Here is a 17177-nt window from a genome sequence, read left to right as displayed (position 1 = left end):
GACATGCCTGCACCCTTGGACGCCGTGACGGCATCGGCGGACATCCCGGCAGAGGCCGATGTCGTGGTGATCGGCGCCGGGATCATCGGCGTCTTCACCGCCTATTATCTCGCCAGGCGCGGTCTGAAGGTCGCGCTGATCGAAAAGGGGCGGGTCGGTGCCGAACAGTCGAGCCGCAACTGGGGCTGGTGCCGCCAGCAGAACCGCGACGCGCGCGAGCTGCCGATGGCGACCAGGTCGCTCGACCTGTGGGAATCCTTCGCGGCGGAGACGGGCGAGGAAACGGGTTTCCGGCGGTGCGGTCTCCTCTATCTCAGCAACGACGAACAGGAACTGGCGGGCTGGGCGCGCTGGGGCGAGTTTGCGCGGGGCGTCGGGGTCGAGACCCATATGCTGACCGCCGCGCAGGCCGCCGATCATGGTCGCGCGACCACCCGTAGCTGGAAGGGCGGGGTGTTCTCGCCCACCGATGGCACCGCCGATCCCGCGCGCGCCGCCCCCGCCGTGGCCCGAGCCTTTGCGCGGCTGGGCGGCGTGCTGGTGCAGGATTGCGCGGTGCGCGGTCTGGAGACGCAGGGTGGTCGCCTGTGCTCGGTGGTGACCGAGCGGGGCACGATCCGCACCAAGACCGCCGTGCTGGCGGCGGGGGCATGGGCGTCGTCCTTCTGTCGGCAATATGGGCTGCGCTTTCCGCAGGCGACGGTCCGCCAGACCGCGCTGGCGACCGCGCCCGGCGCGGCGGACGTGCCGCCGGCGCTGCATACCGCCGATGTCTCGATGACCCGGCGCGGCGATGGCGGCTATACCCTGTCGATCAGCGGGCGCGGGCGGGTCGATCCGACGGCGCAGTTCCTGCGCTTCTCGCCGCAATTCCTCCCCATGTTCCTCCGCCGGTGGCGCAAGCTGCTGCCCGGCGGGGTCGAGGGTATCCGCTCGGGGCATGAGACGCTGACGCGGTGGCGGCTGGACCGGCCGACCCCGATGGAGCGGATGCGGATCCTCGACCCGGCGGCCGACCCGCGCGCGGTCGCGGCGACCCATCGGCGCGCGACCGAACTCGTCCCCGCCCTGCGTGGGATTCCCGTCACCGCCGCCTGGGCGGGGTATGTCGACAGCACGCCCGATGGCGTGCCGGGGATCGGCGAGTTCGAGGGGCTGCCCGGTCTGGTGCTGGCGGCGGGCTTCAGCGGGCATGGCTTCGGGATCGGGCCGGGGGCGGGGCATCTGATCGCCGACATCGTCACCGGCGATACGCCGATCGTCGATCCGCGCCCTTATCACCCCAGCCGTTTCCAGGCGTCGGCATGGGGCAAGGTCGCCGAATTCTGACGTCCGGGCACATGGCCCGGTACAGGGCCGGACACGGGGCCCGCGCCGGTTTTCGGGCACGGAATTTTATACCGTCGATGGCGCGTCCGCCGATGCCGGACAGCGGCACGAACACGAAAAAGAGCCATTAAGTTCGCCATCGCTCCCTAGGCTCGGTTCCATCGGAACGGATCAGGAGCAAATGGCATGCGGCATCTCAAATCCCTGTTCATCGGCGCGGCGGTCCTCGCGCTCGGCGCCAGCGCGGTCGATGCGCATGGCATCTGGTTCGCCCAGCGGGCGCGGCAGACGGCGATGATCTATGGCATCGGTGCCGACGATCTCGACATGGTCAAGCGCCTGCCTCTGGTCGAAAGCGTCAGCGCCTTCAACGCGGGCTACAAGCCGGTGCCGGTCAAGTTGCGCATCGCCGGACCGATCGTGCTGGTCGATGCCGACGAACAGCCGACGCTGCTCGCCGCCGTTCTCCAGAACGGAATCTGGTCGCGACGCGGCAAGGACGAGTTCGAGAAAAAGGGGCGGGACGAGATGCCCGACGCCACCCTGTCGGAGAAGACGGTGAAATATGCCGTCTCGATCCAGGGTCCGCTCGACAAGCCGATCCCGGCGCTGCCGACCCAGATCCTGCAGATCGTGCCCGACGGCCCGCTGCCGACGACGCTGGGACAGCCGCTGCGATACCGCGTCCTGTTCCATGGCAAGCCGGTCGGCGGGGTCCGCATGATCAATGACATGGTCAACGACCCCGATGCGAAGGAGGTGCTGACGGGGGCGGACGGGACGGTGACGATGCCGGTCCGCAACCAGGGGCTCAACGTGATCCGCGCGGTCTATAACGGGCCGACCGACGACCCCAGGAAATATGACCATATCGAGCACACCGCGACCCTCGCCTACACGCTGGCGCACGCGCCGGAATGATCCGCCCCGCAATGGAGGTTTCCATGAAGACGATCCTTCTGATTCCCGCCCTGGCCGCCGGCCTTCTGGCAAGCGCGCCCGCTCTGGCCCATGGCAATATGAAGCCGCAGCATGGCGGCGTCGTGCAAATGGCTGGGGAGACGTTGTTCGAACTGGTCCGCTCGCCCGCGGGCGTGTCGATCTACGTCACCGATGACGACGAACCGCTGGCGTCGAGCGCGGCGAGCGGCAAGATCGCGGTGACGACGGCCGGCAAGACGCAGGACATTGTATTGCGTCCCGGCCCCGCCAATCGCTTCGACGCGCCCGGCCTGAAGCTCGCGCCCGGCGCGCGGCTGGCGGTGCAGGTCGTCGAGAAGGCGACGCAGGCGCGGCTCGGCACCACCTTCCTCGTCCCATGACCGGGGCTGGCGGTCATCTCCGGCGCGTCGCCCTGGTGGTGGCCGCCTGCGCGCTGCTCGCCGAACCGGCGCTGGCGCATGGCGTGGCGGAAAGCGACAAGGCCTATATCCAGTCGCATCCCGGCATCCACGTCATTCCGTTCCTGTATCTGGGGGCCAAGCATATGGTCACCGGATACGACCATCTGCTGTTCCTGTTCGGCGTCATCTTCTTCCTGTACCGGCTGAAGGACATCTGGACCTATGTGACGCTGTTCGCGCTGGGTCATTCGGCCACGCTGCTGCTGGGCGTGATGGCGAACATCCATGCCAACCCCTTCGTCGTCGATGCGATCATCGGCCTGTCGGTGGTGTACAAGGCGATGGACAATCTCGGCGCCTTCCGCACCTGGTTCGGGTGGGAGCCCAATCCGAAGGCGGCGGTGCTGATCTTCGGCTTCTTCCACGGTTTCGGCCTGGCCACCAAGTTGCAGGATCTGGTGGTGTCGCGCGACGGGCTGTTCGCCAATCTCGTCAGCTTCAACATCGGGGTCGAGACCGGGCAGTTCCTGGCGCTGTGCGTGATCCTGATCGGCATGACGCTGTGGCGGCGCACCGCCAACTTCGGCCGCAGCGTCGTGGTCGCCAACACGCTGCTCGCGACCGCCGGGATCGTGCTGATCGGCTTTCAACTCACCGGCTATGCGATGGAGCGTCTTGCATGATGGCCACCACGGTTCCCTATCAGGCGTCGCCCCGGACGCTGGCGCGCGCATCGCTCGCGGCGCTGTCCGGTGCTGCGGCGATCCTCGTGCTGTTCGTGCTGCCCGCCGAATATGGCATCGATCCGACCGGAATCGGCCGCGCCATCGGTCTCACCGCGCTGAACGCGCCGGTCGAGGAAGAGGACGCCCCTGCCGCCCCGGCCCCGGCGGGGGCGGCCCCGGTGGCTGTCGCGCCGCAGACCCAGGCGTCGATCGACAAGACGACGCCGTGGCGCAGCGACGAGCGCACGGTCACCATCGCCCCGCATCAGGGCGTCGAACTGAAGGCCCAGATGAAGGCCGGGGACACATTCCAGTTCCGCTGGACCGCGACCGGACCGGTCAAGATGGACATGCACGGCGAGACGTCGATGACCGCCGACAGCTTCACGACCTATTGGAAGCAGAAGGGGATGCGGAGCGCGCAAGGCAGCTTCACCGCCCCCTTTGCGGGCATCCATGGCTGGTACTGGCGCAATCAGGGAGAGGCGCCGGTGACGCTGACCCTGAAGACCGACGGCTTCTACGCCAGGCTTTTCCAACCCCAATCCTGACAGAGGTGCGATCCATGGCACTCAAGCCCAAATACATCACTTTCGACTGCTACGGTACGCTGATCTATTTCGAGATGGCGCCCGTCGCCCGGCGGCTTTACGCCGATCGCGTCGCGGCGGCCGATATGGACCGCTTCGTCGCGGACTTCTCCGCCTATCGGCTGGACGAGGTGCTGGGCGCCTGGAAGCCCTATCGCGACGTGGTCGAGGGATCGCTCCGGCGGCTCTGCGCCAAATGGGGCATCGAATATCGCGATGGCGACACCGCCGACGTCTATGCCGCTGTGCCGACCTGGGGCCCGCACCCGGACGTGGTCGAGCCGCTGAAGCGGGTGGCGAAGGAGTTTCCGCTCGTCATCCTCTCCAACGCGATGGTCGACGTGATCCCGGCCAATGTCGAGAAGCTGGAGGCGCCGTTCCACGCCGTCTACACCGCCGAGGAGGCGCAGGCGTACAAGCCGCGGATGCAGGCGTTCGAATATATGTTCGATCGCCTGGGTTGCGGGCCGGAGGACGTGCTGCACTGTTCGTCCAGCTTCCGCTACGACCTGATGACCGCCTATGACATGGGCATCACCATGAAGGCGTTCGTCAATCGCGGGCACGAGCCGCTGAACCCCTATTATCAGGTCCATGAGATTCCCGATATCGGCGGTCTGCCGGGCCTGCTCGGCCTGTGAGCGGCACGGTGACGGTGGCGTCCTTCGTCGATCTGCGGACCTTTGCCGAGGGGGTGACGGTGACGCCGGGCGATTATCCCGGCGCGCGGACCGCGCTTCCGCTTCCCCCCGGTCCGGTGTCGGTCGAGGCGATCCGGCTGGCGGCCGGAAGCGGCACGGCTTCATCGGCGGCCGACGAGTTCGTCATCGTGCTGGCCGGACGCCTGACGCTGAACGGCCTGGTGCTGTCACCGGGAGAGAGCGCGGTGGTGCCGGGGAATGTCGCCACGGCGTGGCAGGCGGAAGCGGGCACCCTCGCGCTGGCGATGCGCTGTGCGAGCGGCCCGGCGGGGGCGGACAACATCGTCGCCATCGACGAGGGCGCCGAGCTGGCGCCGTCGGGCGCCCCGCTCGCGGCGCTGCTGGTCGGGGAGACGCCCTCCTGCCGCAACCATACGGACTATCGTTCGGCCAATGGCGAGTTCCTGTGCGGCACCTGGGATTCGACGCCCTATCACCGCCTGCCGATGCGCTATCGCCATTATGAGCTGATGCATCTGCTGGAGGGGACGGTGTCGTTCCGCGACGAGGCGGGGCGCACGGGCACTTTCACGCAAGGCGATGTCTTCCTGGTCGAGCAGGGGGCGGAATGCTCCTGGTTGAGCACGACCCAGGTCAAGAAGGTCTATGCCATCTATCGCCCCGCCGAATAGCGCGAGGTGATGCGGATCGGCCGAAACGGCGACGCGGCTGGCGGGCTGCGTCGCCGTTTTCGTTTGCCCGTTCGGCAGGTCGCAGCCGGGGGGCGGGGCCGCATCGGGCCTGGAGCGGCCGATGGTTTCCGCTCCAACGCAATCGGCCCGGCCACCCTGCGGGGGTGACCGGGCCGATCATCGATCATGCGCCTGGGATCAGAGGTACTTCAACCACCCAATGTCCTTGCGGCGCTTCTTCAGGTTCGAGAACCAGCGGGTGGGAAGATAGAGCGGCACGATCAATGCGGCGTACCAGACCCAGACCCAGGCCAGATTGTCGACGCCGAAGACCTGCCCCTTGTTCGGCCCCCAGATCGCCAGCGCGCCGAGATAAAAGGCCTTCAGCACATAGAGATGGAGCAGGTAGAAGAACATCGGCGCCCCGCCCATGACCGCCAGCCAGCCCGAGATCCGGCCACCTTCCAGCTTCTCGAACTGCGCCAGCAGGATCAGGCCGATGCCGAGCGTCAGCAGCAGGAAGAGCAGCGACGGCGGATATTTGGTCAGCGCCAGGAAGCTCATCAGCGTGCGCAGACCCTCGCCGGGCACCACGAACCACGGCTTGTCGCCATAGATGTTGAGCCCCCGGATCGCGAAGAACGCGACGAGCATCGCGACCCCGAATGTCGTCAGCAGGCGCCGGCGTTCGGCCCCATTCCCGTCTTCATCCTTCGCGAACCACGGCCCGATCGCATAGCCCAGCGCGATGACGCCGATCCAGGGCAGCACCGGATAGGTGGTCTTCACGGTGATCCCCAGCACGTCGAAGGCGGCGCGCTGGTGCAGCATCGCCCAGGGTACATAGCCCGCATCGCCCGGCGCCAGGACGATCCCGTCGAGCAGATTGTGGCCACAGACGATCGCCGCGCCGATCGCGACGATCGCGCCGCGCGGCAGGTGGATCAGCGCCGCCAGCACCAGCATGCATACGCCGATCGCCCAGATCACCTGGAGCCATAGCGTCTGCGGCGGAAATTTCGCCGACCAGGCGAAGCCGACAAAGGTCAGTTCCAGCAGCATCAGGAACAGCCCGCGCTTGACCAGGAAGATCGAGGTTTCGGCGCGGCTGTGCTTCTGCGCATACAGCCATGCCGACAGCCCGGTCAGACCGACGAAGACCGGCGCGCACAGCGTGCTGAGCAGCCGGGTGAAGAACAGCGCGGGCATGATCGTGCGCGCATTCATCGGATCGGTGACCTGCAAGTGCAGGAACCATGTCTCGCGAACATGGTCCAGCAGCATGATGACCATCACGAACCCGCGCAGGGCATCGATGCTCATCAACCGCGTACCGGCCGCGGGCGTCGCCACCGGGCGAGCGCGTGGCGCGATGGCGGGGTGTCTTCCTAACGAAGTCGCCATGATCCGATCCTCAATTTTGTGCCCATCCAGTAAAGCATGATGCGGGGACAGAAACTGCGGTTATGGCCGGACCCGGTGTCTGATCGTTGCGTTCGACGGGCGCGCGCCGCAACAAGCTGCGGTGCCGCGCTGATCCGGCTATGCTGGATCAGGCCCTAACGCCCCGCGCAGGCCTCCTCCAGCCAGCCCCGGCGCAGTTCGGGAACCGAGCGCATGAGCCGTTGGGTATAGGGATGGGCCGGGGCCGCGAACAGGGCGGCGGCGGACGATCGCTCGACCACGCATCCTCGTTGCAGAACCACCACGTCATCGGCGATCGCCCGGACGATGTTCAGGTCGTGCGTGATGAACATGTAACTGACGCCCAGTTCGCGGCGCAGCTCGACCAGCAGGTCCAGCACCGCCTCCGCAACGACCGGGTCGAGCGCGGACGTCACCTCGTCGCACAGGATCAGGTCCGGTCGCGCGGCCAGGGCGCGCGCCAGGTTGACCCGCTGCTTCTGGCCGCCCGACAATTCGCCCGGCAGCCGCTGCGCCACGTCGGCGGGCAGGTGCACGAGATCGAGCAGCCGCCGGACCTCCTGCGTCAGTGCCGCGCCCCGCAGATCGTGGAACAGCGTCAGCGGGCGGCCCAGCGCGCGTCCGACCGGAACCGAGGGGTTGAGCGCGGTGTCGGCGCTCTGGAAGACGAGCTGGACGCGGCGGAGATCCTCCCGCGTGCGGTCCGCGATGCGCGGCGGCAACGACCGGCCGGACAGGCGGACGCTGCCCCCGCTCGGCGCGTGCAACCCGGCGACGACGCGCGCGATGGTGCTCTTGCCCGATCCCGATTCGCCGATGACGCCGATCACGCGGCCCGGCGGCACCGCGAAGCTGACCCGGTCGACGATCGTGGTCGCGCCATAGCCGGCGACCACCTCCTCCAGCTCCAGCAGCGGGGGGCCGTCGGTCGCGGCTGCAAGCGCCACGGGCGGCGGGGAACGGGGCACGGCGGCGGCGAGCAGCGCCCGGCTGTAATCGTGCGCGGGGGCGTCGATCATCTGGTCGGTCGCGCCCACCTCCTGCACGGCGCCCTGGCGCAGCACGACGATGCGGTCGGCGATCTGCGCGACCACCGCCAGATCGTGGCTGACATAGACCGCGGTGGTACCCAGGTCGCGGACGACGGCCTTGAAGACGCGCAGCACCTCGATCTGCGTCGTCACGTCGAGCGCGGTGGTCGGCTCGTCGAAGATCACCAGTTGCGGATCGGTGATCAGCGCCATCGCCGCCATCAGCCGCTGCAACTGCCCGCCCGACACCTGATGCGGATAACGGTCGCCCACTCCGTCGGGATCGGGCAGGCCCAGCGCGCGGAACAGCTCGCGCGCCTTCGCCTCGGCGGCGGGGCGGGTCAGGACGCCGTGGATCAGGGCGGGTTCGATTACCTGCCGCATGATTGGCAGCGCGGGGTTGAAGGCAGCGGCGGCGCTCTGCGCGACATAGGCGACCGTCCGTCCCCGAACCTGGCGCAGCGTGGCCGCGTCGGCCCCGTCCAGCCGCACGCCCGCCACCTCGATCCGTCCGCCCGCGATGCGGCAACCCGCGCGCGCATAGCCCAGCAGGGTCAGCGCGATCGTCGTCTTGCCCGACCCCGATTCGCCGATCAGCGCCACCACCTCGCCCGGTGCGACGTCGAGCGAGACGTCGTGGACGATCGGCACCTCGCGCCCGTCGTCGCCGCGCGCGACGACGCGGAGATTCTCCACCCTGACCAACGGCGCGCTCATCGACGCCGCCGTCCGGGCAGCGAGTCGATCAGCAGGTTCACCCCGATCGTCATCGAGGCGATGGCGAAGGCGGGGACGGTCACCGCCGCCGCGCCAAAGGCCAGCCCGGCGACATTCTCGCGCACCAGCGCGCCCAGGTCCGCTTCCGGCGGCTGGACCCCCAGGCCCAGGAAGCTGAGGCCGCTGAGCATCAGCACGACGAAGACGAAGCGCAGCCCGAAATCGGCCGCGAGCGGCCCGCTGACATTGGGCAATATCTCGCGCGCCACCAGATGCGGCAGGCGCTCGCCGCGGGCCCGTGCGACGGTGACGTAATCCAGCGCGCTCACCCCCATCGCCAGCGCGCGGGCGGTTCGGAACGCGCCGGGCGTATAGACCACCGCCAGCGTCCCGATCAGCACGGGGATCGACGCCCCCAGCGCCGCGATCACCACCAGCCCGAACATCAGGCTGGGGATCGCGATGATCGTGTCGAACAGCCGCGACAGGAGCAGGTCGAGCCGGGGATCGGCCGCCGCCGCGATCCCGAGCAGGATGCCGGTGCCCGCCGCGATGATCGTCGCGACCAGCGCGATCCCCACCGTATAGCGCGCCGCCATCAGGATGCGGCTGAGCATGTCGCGGCCCAGATAGTCGGTGCCCAGCGGGAAGGTCCGGCTGACCGGCCCGAACACGTCGAGGTCGACCACCGTGCCCACGCCGTGCGGGGCCAGCATCGGACCGAACAGCGCGACGCCGATCCAGAAGACGATCACGGCCAGCCCCAGCACGCCGCCCGCGCCGATCCGCCATCCGCGGTGTGATATGGAGAAAGAGGTCATCGGTGGCGCAGCCTCGGGTTGGAGAGGATCGCGATCACGTCGGCCGTCGTGACCAGCACGAGATAGGCGGCGCTGAAGATCATCGCGATGGTCAGCACCAGCGGCATGTCGCGGGTCGCCACCGCGTCGACCATCAGCCGTGCGATACCGGGATAGTTGAAGATCACCTCGATCACGATCACCCCGCCGAGCAGCACCGACAGGCTGAGCGCGATGGCGTTGGCGATCGGCCCGATCGCATTGGGCAGGGCGTGGCGCAGCACCAGCCGGGTCGGCCCCACCCCTTTCAGGACGGCGGCCTCGGCATAGGAACTGTCCAGCGCATCGATCACCGCCGCGCGGGTCATCCGCACCATCTGGGCGATGACCACGCATGACAGGCTCAGCACCGGCAACACGAACACCCGCGCCAGCGCGCCCAGCGAATCGATGTCGCGGGTGGAGGACAGCGAGGGCAGCCAGTGAAAGGTGACCGAAAACAGCAGGACCGCCATGGTGGCGATCAGGAATTCGGGCACCGACAAGATCGCGATCGTCGACAGGCTGATCGCCCGGTCGAACGCCGTGCCGCGCTTCATCGCCGCGACGATCCCCAGCGTGAGCGCGACCGGCACCGAGACGAGCGCGGTCAGCCCCGCGAGCGCCAGCGAATTGCCGAGGCGCGATCCGATCATCGCCGTCACCGACGCGCCGGTCACCAGCGACTGCCCCGGATCGCCGTGCATCATCCCCACGACCCAGGACAGGTAACGCCGCCATGCCGGTTGATCGAGATGCATGGCGGCGCGCAGCCCCGCGACCGCCTCGGGCGTCGCGCTCTGGCCCAGGATCGCCTCCGCGACATCCCCCTCGATCAGCAGCGAGGTGGCGAACACGGTGAGCGACACGAGGAACAGCGTCAGCAGGGCCAGCCCGACGCGCTTCAGGATCAGGCCGCCGATCGATCGTCCGGCCATCATGCCTCCTCCAGCCAGACATGCTGCGCGAAGTCATACCCCATCATGCCCCCGGTCGCGCGGGCCTCCAGCCCTTTCACGCGGGGGCTGTAGGCATCGAGGACGCTGAGGAACAGCGGGATGCCGATCCCCGCCTGGTCGTGCACCATGAACTGAAGCTCGCGATAGATCGCCTTGCGCAGTGCCTCGTCGGTGCTGCCGCGTGCCTCGACCAGCAGGCGGTCGAAGCGTGGATTGTGCCAGCCGCTCTCGTTCCACGGCGCGCGCGACGAGAAGAACTGCGTGAAGATGATGTCCGCCGTCGGGCGCGGATTGACGTTGCCGAAGCCGACCGGGACCTTCATCCAGCTATTGGTCCAATAGCCGTCGGCGGGCACCCGCCGCAGCGTCAGGTGCAGGCCGGCGCGCGACGCGGCATCCTGCATCAGCACGCCGATATCGTCGGACTTCTCCGCCACCGAAGATACGACCATCGGCACGCGCGCGCCCAGCATGCCGGCACGACGGAAGTGGAAGCGCGCGCGTTCGGGATCGAAGGCGCGTTGCGGCAGGTCGGCGGCGTAATAGGGATCGGTCGGCGCGATCGGCTGGTCGTTGGCGATGGTGGCATAGCCGCGGAAGATCGCGCGCTTCATCGTCTCACGGTCGAGCAGCGCCTTCATCCCGCGCACGAAATCGGGATTGTCGCCGGGCGCGCGGTCGAGCCGGATGATGAGGTCGGTATAGCCGCTGGTGCGCGTGTTGAGGATGGGAAAGCCCGCCTCGATCAGGCGCCGGGTGATCCTGGGATTGATCGATCCGATCAGGTCGACATCGCCCGACAGCAGTGCGTTGATCCGCGCGCTTTCGTCCGCGATCGAGAAGAGTTCGCACTCACCCAGCCGTACCGGACCGCGCCAATAGTCCGCGTTGCGCGCCGCGACCGAGCGCACCCCCGGCTGGAACTCGGTGCAGCGGAACGGCCCGGTGCCGTTGGCGGTGGCGAAGTTCGTCGTGCCCGCCCGGATGATCTGGAATTGCGAAATGCCCAGGATCACCGGCAGGTCGGCATTCGCGCCCTTCAGCTCGATCCGCACCGCATCGGTGCCAAGCGCGCGGATGTCCGCGAACTGCTCGGCAAAGACCCGCGCCTTCGATCCCACCGCCGGGTCGAGATGGCGGCGCAGCGAGAAGACGACGTCGGCGGCGGTCAGCGGGCGGCCATCGTGGAAGCGCACCCCGTCGCGTAGCCGGATCGTCCAGGTCCGCGCGTCGCGCGTGTCGAACGCCTCGGCCAGCGCCATCTCCGCGCGGAAATGCGCATCGAGCCGGGTCAGCCCGTTATAGAACATATTGCCCCGGGAATAGTCGATGGCGGTCGACTGTTTGGCGGGGTCGAGCGTGTCGGCGGTCGAACTGGCGGCGGTCGCGACGCGCAGCCGCCCGCCCTCGACCGGCTCGCGTCGGGGCGAAAACCCGCATCCGGCCAGGCCGAGGCCACCCAGCGCCAGCGCGCCCAGAGCTTCGCGCCGCCGCATCAGTGCCGCCAGTCCTGATAGCGGTAATAGGCGCCGACAAGGGGCAGGAACCAGGGCGGCCCCCAATGCCCCGGGATGGCGGGCCAGTCGATGCCGTGGAAGGGATTCTCGTCCGCGTCGCGCGCGCCCGCGATGATCCGTGCCATGCGCTGCCCCATCAGGACCGACATCTGCGTGCCATGCCCGCTGAACCCGGTCGCATAATGGATGCCGTCGCGGATGCCGGCGCGGGGCAGGCGGTCGGCGGTCATGTCGACGATTCCGCCCCAGGTGTAATCGACCGGAGCCGCACCCAGCGCGGGAAAGACGCGGCGCATCGCGTCCTGCAGGATCGCGCCGCTCCTGGCGTCGCTGCGCGGGTTGGACAGCGCAAAGCGCGCGCGTCCGCCGAAGATCAGCCGGTCGTCGGCGGTCAGGCGGAAATAATTGCCGATATTGCGGGTCGTGGTGCAGTTGCGCCGTCCCGGCATGATCTGCCGCGCGAGGTCGCCGAGCGGTGCGGTGGCGATGATGAAGCTGCCGATCGGCACGATCCTGCGTCGCAGCCAGCCGAACGGACCGTTCATCGACGCCCCCGTCGCCAGCAGCACCTGTCGCGCCTCGATCGTCCCGGCGCGCGTGATCAGGCGATGCCGCCCGCCGGAGCCGCGCTCGATCCGTATCAGCGGGGTGTGTTCGTACAGCCGGGCGCCATGCCGGACGGCCGCCGCCGCCAGGCCGGTCGCGAACCGGCCCATGTGGAGCGAGGCGCTGCGCGGGAAGATCGCGCCGCCGTGAAAGGCCGATGAGCCGATCTCGGCCGCCAGTTCGCCGGGGGCGAGCAGGCGGATATCGGGTTCGACATGACGCGCCAGCAGGTCCGCCGCGCGGGCGATCTTGTCGTAATGGGCGGGCTTGTCGGCCAGCTTGAGCTTGCCGTTGCGCACGAAGTCGCACGCGATCGCCTCCTCGGCGGCGATCGCCTCGACCAGATCGACGCCCGCGTCGAACGCGCGGTAGATGGCAGTGGCGCGGTCGAGGCCGAAGCGGGCGGCCAGCGCGCCGAAATCACCCGCAATGCCGTTGTTGCACTGGCCGCCATTGCGACCGGAGGCTTCGCCCGCGACATGCGCCGCCTCCAGAAGGACGACCTCGGCCCCCGCCATGGCCAGGCTCCGCGCCGCCGACAGGCCGGTAAAGCCTCCGCCGACGACGACCACATCGGCCGTGTCGGGCAGGCGCGCGCGGGCGGCGTCGGCGAAACGCGAACTCGTATCCGTCCAGTATGATTCGAGCGTCATCGCGCGGCCGAATGCTCCATCGGGCGTGACTGCCCCTTGCGGCATATCGTGCTCCGTCCGGCCGGCAATGTAACGCTGGATTGGCTCCCCATGGCGGCGCATCGTGCCGATCACGGCGGCATGTACCGCACGCAATATCGTGCCGCCCCTTCAGGACAGCCTGCCGCGAACCGCCCGCCGTCTGCCGCCCGCCGTCTGCCGCCCGATCACGCTGCTGCCATGCTCGAACGGCAGGAACTACTGGAAGAGTCGCGTTTTCCCCATTGCGACCGCCCCAATGTGATCATCGCAGCATGAGATGCTGCGATGCCATGTTAAAATCGGGCAAGCCCTTTCAATGGAGACTGCGGGCATGGCTGTAATGCTCGATAATCGACTGACACTGCGCAGGATGACGCCCGACGACGTGGCCGCCGTCCACCGATTGTCGAAGGCCGAGCAATGGCCTCATCGCGAAGAGGATCTGGCCGACATGCTGGCGGTCGGCCAGGGCATCGTCATGGAGATGTCCGGTGAGATCGTCGGCAGCACCATGTGGTGGAAAGCCGGCGAAACGGTGACGACGCTGGGCATGGTGATCGTCTCGCGCCAGCATCGTGGCGGGGGCTTCGGCCGCATCGTCATGGAGGCCGCGCTCGACGCGATCGGGGACGGCACCATCATGCTGAACGCCACCGAGGATGGGCTGCCGCTCTATCGCAGGCTGGGCTTCAACGGCATCGCCGAGATCCTGCAACATCAGGGGACGGCGTTCCACGCGCCGCTGGTGCCGCTCAACCGGGACGAGCGGATCCGGCCGCTGGGCGGCGCGGATCCGGCGATCGTCGAGGGGATGGTCGAGGCGGCGACCGGGCTAACGCGCCCCGCGATCATGACGCTGCTGCTCGACAAGGCGCATGGAATCGTCCTCGACCGGGGCGGCACCGTCACCGGCTGCGCGCTGTTCCGCCGGTTCGGGCGCGGTTATGTCGTGGGGCCGGTCGTCGCGCCCGATGTGCTGCGCGCCAAGGCGCTGATCGCCCAGTGGCTGGGATCGCGGAGCGGCGAGTTCATCCGCCTCGACATTCCGGGCGAATGCCATCTCAGCGGCTGGCTGGAGGAACTGGGCCTGGTGCAGGTCGGTCGCGTCGTCACGATGGTCCGCGGGCCGGTGCCGCCGGTCGCCGCGCCCGGCCAGTCCTTCGCGATCATCAGCCAGGCGCTCTGCTGATGGCCGCGCTTGATCTTCAGGAACCCGGCCTGTTCGTCGAACGCGCGCTGATCGACGGCGAATGGATCGCCGCCCGCTCGGGCGCGACGCTGGACGTGACCGATCCGGCGACCGGCGCGACGATCGGCACCGTGCCGGCATGCGATGCCGACGATACCGAACGCGCGATCGCCGCCGCCGCCGCCGCCTTGCCCGGCTGGCGCCGGCGCACCGCCGACGACCGTGCCGCGCTGCTGGAGCGCTGGCATGCCCTGATCCTGGCGCATGCCGAGGATCTGGCGCGGATCATGACCGCCGAACAGGGCAAGCCCCTGGCGGAGGCGCGCGGCGAGGTCGCCTATGCCGCCAGCTTCGTCAAATGGTTCGCCGGGGAAGGGCGGCGGATCGAGGGGCATATGATCCCCGCGCCCACCGCCGACCGGCGCATCCTGGCGCTGCGCGAGCCGGTCGGGGTGTGCGCGGCGATCACGCCGTGGAATTTCCCGGCGGCGATGATCACCCGCAAGATCGCCCCGGCGCTGGCGGCGGGCTGCACCGCGGTCGTCAAGCCGTCCGAACTCACGCCCTACACGGCGCTGGCATTGGGGGTGCTGGCCGAGCGGGCGGGGCTTCCCGGCGGGGTGCTCAATATCGTCACCGGCCTGCCCGACGGGATCGGGGCGGCGATCACGGCCTCGGCCGTCGTGCGCAAGCTGTCCTTCACCGGATCGACCCGCGTCGGCGCGCTGCTGATGCGCCAGTCGTCCGACACGCTGAAGCGGCTGAGCCTGGAGCTGGGCGGCAACGCGCCGTTCATCGTGTTCGACGACGCGGATATCGATCTGGCGGTGGCGGGCGCGATGGCGAGCAAGTTCCGCAATGCCGGCCAGACCTGTGTCTGCGCCAACCGCATCCTGGTGCAGGAGGGCATTCATGACCGCTTCGTCGCCGCGCTGGGCGAGGCGGTCGCCGCGCTGAAGGTCGGTGACGGGCGCGCCGAGGGCGTGACTATCGGCCCGCTCATCAACGCCGCCGCCACCGCCAAGGTGGCGGCGCATGTCGCCGACGCGCTGGCCAAGGGCGGGCGCATCGCCGCCGCGCCCGACGGCGCGCGCGAGGACGCGCGGTTCGCGCGGCCCGTGCTGTTGACCGGCGCGACGCCCGACATGCGGCTGGCGAGCGAGGAGACGTTCGGTCCGGTCGCCCCGATCTTCCGCTTCGGCCGCGAGGAAGAGGCGGTCGCGCTCGCCAATGCGACGCCGTTCGGCCTGGCCAGCTATTTCTACACCGACGACCTGCACCGGGCATGGCGCGTCGCGGAGGCGCTGGAGTTCGGCATGGTCGGACTCAATACCGGCGGCCTTGCCATGGAGATGGCGCCGTTCGGCGGGATCAAGGCGTCGGGGCTGGGCCGTGAGGGTGGCCGCGAAGGCATCGACGAATATCTGGAAACTAAGGCATTTCATTGGGGCGGGCTGAAGGGACTATGAGCGACAGGCAGTATCGGATCGCCGTCATTCCCGGCGACGGTATCGGCAGGGAAGTGGTGCCCGAGGGTATCCGCGCGCTGGAGGCCGCCGCCGCGGCGCATGGCTTTGCGATCGAACAGCAATGGCATGATTTCGCCTGCTGCGACTATTATGCGCGGCACGGCATGATGATGCCGGAGGACTGGAAGGCGCGGATCGGCGATGTCGATGCGATCTTCTTCGGTGCGGTCGGCTGGCCGGACACGGTGCCCGATCACGTCTCGCTCTGGGGCTCGCTGATCCAGTTCCGCCGCGAATATGACCAATATGTCAATCTGCGCCCCGCCCGGCTGATGCCCGGTGTCCCATGCCCGCTTGCCGGGCGGCAGCCGGGCGATATCGACATGATGATCGTGCGCGAGAATACCGAAGGGGAATATAGCGCGATCGGCGGCACCGCCTTTCCCGGCACCGCGCGCGAGGTGGTGTTGCAGGAAACGGTGATGACCCGCTTCGGTACCGACCGCATCCTCCGCTACGCCTTCGACCTGGCGCGGACGCGGCCGGCCCGCCATCTGACCAGCGCGACCAAGTCGAACGGCATCGCCATCACCATGCCGTGGTGGGACGCGCGCGTGGAGGAGATGGCGGCGCATTATCCCGAGGTGCGCACCGACAAATATCATATCGACATCCTCGCCGCGCAATTCGTGATGAACCCCGATCGGTTCGACGTGGTCGTCGCCTCCAACCTGTTCGGCGACATCCTGTCCGATCTCGGCCCTGCCTGCACCGGCACGATCGGCATCGCGCCGTGCGGCAACATCAACCCCGACCGCTCGGTGCCGTCGCTGTTCGAGCCGGTGCATGGCTCCGCGCCCGACATCGCCGGGCAGGGCGTCGCCAATCCGGTCGGCCAGATCTGGTGCGGCGCGATGATGCTGGACCATCTGGGCGAAACCGCCGCCGCCGCGTCGATGGTGCGGGCGATCGAGGATGTGCTGGCCAGCGAGAACGGGCGCACCCGCGACCTGAAGGGCGGGGCGGATACGGTCACGTGCGGCAAGGCCATCGCCGCCGCGATCGGCTGACCGCCGCAGATTATGCCGTAGCGTGCGGCAGAACGGCAGCGCGCATCGCCGATCACGGTCGCTTCGATCAAGGTCGCGGGGGAAGGGGCCTTATCCTGCCCCTCGCGTTTCCAAGGGACTTTTGCCGCACATGCTCTCCAATTCGCTGATCGAGGCCGACCGCCGCCACCTCATCCATCCGGTGAGCGCCTATCGCAGCCATGAGGCGCGCGGGGCGACGGTGCTGGCGTCGGGCGACGGCATGTACCTGACCGACATGGACGGCAACCGCCTGCTCGACGCGTTCGCCGGGCTGTGGTGCGTCAATGTCGGCTATGGGCAGGAGACGATCGTCGAGGCGGCGGCCGAGCAGATGCGGCGG

The 17177-nt window shown here is 68.6% G+C and carries 18 protein-coding genes; 12 read left to right on the top strand and 6 right to left on the bottom strand.

Going from position 1 to position 17177, the window contains the following annotated elements; genetic code table 11:
- Positions 1-3 precede the first annotated feature (3 nt).
- The 7 genes from ABDV78_RS05115 (at position 4) to ABDV78_RS05085 (ending at position 5320) form a co-directional block, all read left to right on the top strand.
- Complete coding sequence (locus ABDV78_RS05115) at positions 4-1329, top strand: FAD-binding oxidoreductase (RefSeq protein ID WP_343526191.1); 1326 nt, start codon at positions 4-6, stop codon at positions 1327-1329.
- A gap of 186 nt (positions 1330-1515) precedes the next feature.
- Complete coding sequence (locus tag ABDV78_RS05110) at positions 1516-2250, top strand: DUF4198 domain-containing protein (RefSeq protein WP_343526190.1); 735 nt, start codon at positions 1516-1518, stop codon at positions 2248-2250.
- 23 nt (positions 2251-2273) lie between these two features.
- Entirely contained in the window at positions 2274-2651 is a 378-nt protein-coding gene (locus ABDV78_RS05105; protein ID WP_343526189.1) for a hypothetical protein, read from the top strand.
- Positions 2648-3355 carry a HupE/UreJ family protein gene (locus tag ABDV78_RS05100; protein ID WP_343526188.1) on the top strand — a complete coding sequence of 236 codons (708 nt, stop codon included), beginning with the start codon at positions 2648-2650 and terminating at the stop codon, positions 3353-3355. Before ABDV78_RS05105 ends, ABDV78_RS05100 begins: the two co-directional genes overlap by 4 nt.
- The gene (locus tag ABDV78_RS05095; protein WP_343526187.1) at positions 3352-3948 is read left to right on the top strand and encodes a hypothetical protein; all 597 of its coding nucleotides are present in this window, start codon (positions 3352-3354) and stop codon (positions 3946-3948) included. The genes ABDV78_RS05100 and ABDV78_RS05095 overlap by 4 nt, the downstream gene beginning before the upstream one ends.
- 14 nt (positions 3949-3962) lie before the next feature.
- The gene (locus tag ABDV78_RS05090) at positions 3963-4628 is read left to right on the top strand and encodes a haloacid dehalogenase type II (protein WP_343526185.1); all 666 of its coding nucleotides are present in this window, start codon (positions 3963-3965) and stop codon (positions 4626-4628) included.
- On the top strand, positions 4625-5320 hold the full coding sequence (locus ABDV78_RS05085) for a cupin domain-containing protein (protein WP_343526184.1): 696 nt from the start codon (positions 4625-4627) through the stop codon (positions 5318-5320). The genes ABDV78_RS05090 and ABDV78_RS05085 overlap by 4 nt, the downstream gene beginning before the upstream one ends.
- A gap of 198 nt (positions 5321-5518) precedes the next feature.
- On the opposite strand, the gene ABDV78_RS05080 is transcribed toward ABDV78_RS05085, so the two are convergent.
- From ABDV78_RS05080 to ABDV78_RS05055, 6 genes are all read right to left on the bottom strand, one after another.
- Complete coding sequence (locus ABDV78_RS05080) at positions 5519-6673, bottom strand: heparan-alpha-glucosaminide N-acetyltransferase domain-containing protein (protein ID WP_343526183.1); 1155 nt, start codon at positions 6671-6673, stop codon at positions 5519-5521.
- 206 nt (positions 6674-6879) lie between these two features.
- Positions 6880-8493, bottom strand: a complete 1614-nt coding sequence (locus ABDV78_RS05075) for an ABC transporter ATP-binding protein (protein WP_343526182.1) — start codon at positions 8491-8493, stop codon at positions 6880-6882.
- Entirely contained in the window at positions 8490-9314 is an 825-nt protein-coding gene (locus ABDV78_RS05070) for an ABC transporter permease (RefSeq protein ID WP_343526181.1), read from the bottom strand. Before ABDV78_RS05070 ends, ABDV78_RS05075 begins: the two co-directional genes overlap by 4 nt.
- Positions 9311-10273 carry an ABC transporter permease gene (locus ABDV78_RS05065; protein WP_343526180.1) on the bottom strand — a complete coding sequence of 321 codons (963 nt, stop codon included), beginning with the start codon at positions 10271-10273 and terminating at the stop codon, positions 9311-9313. Before ABDV78_RS05065 ends, ABDV78_RS05070 begins: the two co-directional genes overlap by 4 nt.
- A complete protein-coding gene (locus ABDV78_RS05060; RefSeq protein ID WP_343526179.1) occupies positions 10270-11787 on the bottom strand; it encodes an ABC transporter substrate-binding protein in 1518 nt (505 codons plus the stop codon). The genes ABDV78_RS05065 and ABDV78_RS05060 overlap by 4 nt, the downstream gene beginning before the upstream one ends.
- Complete coding sequence (locus ABDV78_RS05055) at positions 11787-13067, bottom strand: FAD-binding oxidoreductase (protein WP_343526178.1); 1281 nt, start codon at positions 13065-13067, stop codon at positions 11787-11789. Before ABDV78_RS05055 ends, ABDV78_RS05060 begins: the two co-directional genes overlap by 1 nt.
- 90 nt (positions 13068-13157) lie before the next feature.
- On the opposite strand from ABDV78_RS05055, the gene ABDV78_RS05050 reads away from it, so the two are divergent.
- From ABDV78_RS05050 to ABDV78_RS05030, 5 genes are all read left to right on the top strand, one after another.
- Positions 13158-13364, top strand: coding sequence for a hypothetical protein (locus tag ABDV78_RS05050; protein ID WP_343526177.1), 207 nt, complete (start codon positions 13158-13160; stop codon positions 13362-13364).
- A 55-nt stretch (positions 13365-13419) separates the two neighbouring features.
- On the top strand, positions 13420-14277 hold the full coding sequence (locus ABDV78_RS05045) for a GNAT family N-acetyltransferase (RefSeq protein WP_343526176.1): 858 nt from the start codon (positions 13420-13422) through the stop codon (positions 14275-14277).
- Positions 14277-15746 carry an NAD-dependent succinate-semialdehyde dehydrogenase gene (locus ABDV78_RS05040; RefSeq protein ID WP_343526175.1) on the top strand — a complete coding sequence of 490 codons (1470 nt, stop codon included), beginning with the start codon at positions 14277-14279 and terminating at the stop codon, positions 15744-15746. Before ABDV78_RS05045 ends, ABDV78_RS05040 begins: the two co-directional genes overlap by 1 nt.
- On the top strand, positions 15743-16816 hold the full coding sequence (locus tag ABDV78_RS05035) for a tartrate dehydrogenase (protein WP_343526174.1): 1074 nt from the start codon (positions 15743-15745) through the stop codon (positions 16814-16816). Before ABDV78_RS05040 ends, ABDV78_RS05035 begins: the two co-directional genes overlap by 4 nt.
- Positions 16817-16946: 130 nt before the next feature.
- A partial coding sequence (locus ABDV78_RS05030) for an aminotransferase class III-fold pyridoxal phosphate-dependent enzyme (protein ID WP_343526173.1) occupies positions 16947-17177 on the top strand: 231 nt, incomplete at its 3' end.

Origin of the sequence: Sphingomonas sp. (assembly GCF_039594485.1) — a bacterium.
In the GTDB taxonomy this organism is placed as follows: domain Bacteria; phylum Pseudomonadota; class Alphaproteobacteria; order Sphingomonadales; family Sphingomonadaceae; genus Sphingomonas.
Note: the sequence above shows the minus strand (reverse complement) of the source record. Positions and strands in the feature narration are given on the sequence as shown.